This window comes from Intestinibacter sp. (genome assembly GCF_051866655.1).
Lineage (GTDB): Bacteria > Bacillota > Clostridia > Peptostreptococcales > Peptostreptococcaceae > Intestinibacter.
On the sequence record NZ_JBJDXL010000170.1, the window covers coordinates 1,997 to 5,393 of the forward strand.

The 3,397-nt window shown below is 26.6% G+C and carries 2 protein-coding genes and 1 pseudogene; 1 reads left to right on the forward strand and 2 read right to left on the reverse strand.

The features are described 5' to 3' along the window. Positions 1–1,109: pseudogene (locus ACI3VO_RS05195) on the reverse strand (hypothetical protein); the annotation flags it as partial. Positions 1,110–1,311: 202 nt separating this feature from the next. Here ACI3VO_RS05195 and ACI3VO_RS05200 point away from each other — a divergent pair. Then, positions 1,312–1,851, forward strand: coding sequence for a hypothetical protein (locus ACI3VO_RS05200; protein ID WP_439756892.1), 540 nt, complete (start codon positions 1,312–1,314; stop codon positions 1,849–1,851). Positions 1,852–2,147: 296 nt separating this feature from the next. Here ACI3VO_RS05200 and ACI3VO_RS05205 read toward each other — a convergent pair whose 3' ends face one another. Further along, on the reverse strand, positions 2,148–3,323 hold the full coding sequence (locus ACI3VO_RS05205; protein ID WP_439756893.1) for an ABC transporter permease: 1,176 nt from the start codon (positions 3,321–3,323) through the stop codon (positions 2,148–2,150). Between the last annotated feature and the right edge of the window lie 74 nt (positions 3,324–3,397).

Consider the following 3,397-nt stretch of genomic DNA (forward strand, 5'->3'; position numbering starts at 1 on the left):
TTTGCTAGTGATTCTGCTATAAATGATTTTCCTGTTCCTGAAGGTCCGTATAGCAGTATAGATCTTATCGGTTCTATATTCCATTTTTCGTATATTTCTTCATTTTTAAATTGGTCAATTACATCATTTAGTCTTTCTTTTATTTTATCCATACCTACGACATCTGAGAAATTAGGGTGACCAATTTTTTTATTGTTTTTTTCTACATAATTACTTTTATTATTGTTGTAAACAGGTTTGAGTTCCATTTTGTTCATTTTAAATCTATCAAAAATATTTTTAATAAGTGAAGGTGTTATCTCGTTTATATTTAAAGATTTTATATCATTTAGGTTTTTCCATAGGTCTACAAGTTCTTCACTATCTATTTTTTCCCTAATAAAATGAGCATTTTCAAATTTCACTTCATATACACCATTTTTTAACTGGACACGCATTATATTTTGTTTTTTATATTTTATTAAATATTCAAAAGATCCATTTGATTCATTAGATATGTATTTATTATCTAGTTGTCCTCTAGATAGAATACTTTTATCTCGTTTAAAATTGTTATTATCGTACTTACTAATACTAAAATTGTATCTTCCATCTAATAATTCATTGTATAAAGTTTTTTCACATTGATTGATATTGCTTGAGACCCATTTTTCTTTTTCTTTATATTTTATTAAAATCTCAACTGCATCGATTAAATCCTTTGTTTTAACAAAATCTTTTACAGGTTTGATTATCTCTATATCTTCTATATTTTGACCTATTTTTATACACAAAACTGTCAAATCAGCAGTTTTATCTCTTACAACGAAAAAAGACTTATTTTTTGTCTTATATAAACTTTTCTTTATTTTTATAAAATCATCAATTGTCATCTTGATAGATGTATTTGTTTTAGCTGTAACGAAACAAATATAATCAAGTACTCCTTCTGTCAAAGGTTCTTTAAATATATAGTGATGATATAATAACTCTCTAACTTTAATTAAATCCTTTATAAAGTCAACTTGACTGTCACCAAATATTTGTGTTTTGACGTCTTGAATTATAAAATTTTCATCATAATCGACTTCTAAATACTTACTTTTATTGAATAGTATTTCCATTTTCATAAGCAACTCAATCCTTTCAAATTATATTTTGAATATCTTAAAGACATATTTATATAATATACTTTCATAAAAATCATCTGTAATTTGAATTTTAAATCTTTCATTTTTATTAATAAGCAATTAATTTTTATTGAATTTCAATATATAATTATTGTTTTTCAAAATAAAATATATTATTATAAACTCAAAAGGAGATGATTTTATGTTATCAAATAGAAAACTCAGTTTATTATTGATTATACTTTTTCCACTATTACTTGCGTCATTATGTATAATTCAAGACTTTAAAAATATGGATAAATATATAAAATACGAATACGATCCATCGTATTACAATGAAACAATAGATACAAAAATTCCAGCTGACTCAACAGTTTTAATGTACAAAGACAATTATGGTGGATTTCCAATGGACGGAAATAGCTATGCAGTAATTCAATTAACACAAAAAGGAAAAAAATCATTTATCAAAACTACAGATAAAAACGATAAATGGCACTCTCTTCCTATAAAAAAAGACTTTGAAGAAGCAATTGGCGTATTTGATAATGACGATGAAGACTCATTCGGACCTGATATTTCTAAAATAAAAAACGGCATTTATTATTTTAGAGATAGATATGCAGAAAACTATCCAGAAGAATCCAAAACTAATATAAATGATAGATATGCATATAATTTTACAGTAGCTATATTTGACTTCGATACAAATAAATTACACATTTACACAGTTGATACTTGATAAAAAATCTTTGTCCTAAAAATCCATTATGTTCATTTTTTTAGCACTTGGCATAATAAGTACGATAACTTTTTTAACCACATGTATGGAAACTATATTTATTTACAAATAGCTTAAAAAGTTCACACAAATAACTAAAATAGGGTGTAAATTCGTTTTAAATAAACTACTTTACACCCTATTTTTATAAAACTATTTAACACTAAAACCGAAATATATCGATAATAAATTTCAAAATAAATTATCTCAAAATTATTTCTTTTCTAGAGATACACTTCTAGATATTATCGAATCGATTAAACCTCTCTCTGCTTTTTCAACAATCTAATATTTAAAATCATAAACAACGCTGAAAATCCTACAAGTGCCAATAAATCTGTAGCTATATAAGAAATTCCATTTCCCCTAAGCATGACCTCTTTTAAAGCATGCGTAGTATAATGAAGTGGTATAAATCTACCAATAACGTCAAATACTCCAGTCAATTTAAACAGACCACATAAAAATACCTGTGGAAGTATAACTACTGGTACAAACTGTATAAATTGGAACTCTCCATTTGCAAGTGTAGATAAAAGCATCCCAAGTATAAGGGCAGTTATAGATGTCAAAAGATTTACAAGCAGTACATATCCTATGTTTCCAACCTGAGTTACTCCCAATCCATATACCACAAATAAAGTAATCAAAATAGTTTGAACTAATGCAAGTGTACTAAATCCAAGCACATATCCTATTATTATTTCACTTCTTTTAATAGGCGTAGATAGTAACTTTTCTAAAGTTCCAGATGTTCTCTCTGTCAAGAAATTTATCCCTGAAAGTAAGTAAACAAAGAAAAATACTATTATTCCAACTAATGGAGCAGCATAATTGTCAAATGTCGACTGATCTTCATCTCCATATATATAATCTGTATCAAAGCTTGTCTCTGCAAACTCCATATCATCTAAATCTATATCATCTAGATTTAAATTAGAGCTCATATTTGGATTTAATTTAGATAAATCCTTTACAGAGTCTTTTAACTCTGAAATACTTTCCTTCATATCCTCCATATTTTGTTTTGAATTATCCATTGAAGAAGAAATTATCGCGCCTTTTATCAATGATATAACCTTTTTAGCTTCTGTGTTATCAGTTCCATCGATGTATATTTTTACATTTTTAAAATCGTCATCCATATCGACGATGGCTATTGTCTCACCTTTTTTAATTTTATCTTCAACATCTTTTTGATTTACATATTTTATCTTAATAATATCATCGCTATCATCTGTATTTGCTATTTCCTCTATAAAATCTTTAGGTGCATTTATTACCCCTACTGTATATTCTGTAGAATTTCCACAAAGCACGTAATATACAAGCGACAATACTACTATAGGTGCTACTACTATAAGCGCAATAGTTCTCTTATCATTTAAAAGCTGCTTTAATATTCTAACTGTCAACGCCTTAATTCTCATCATTATCACCTAACTTTCCGAAATAAATAAACGCATCTTCAAGATTTGTAGTATTCGCCTTATCTTGTATTTCTTTT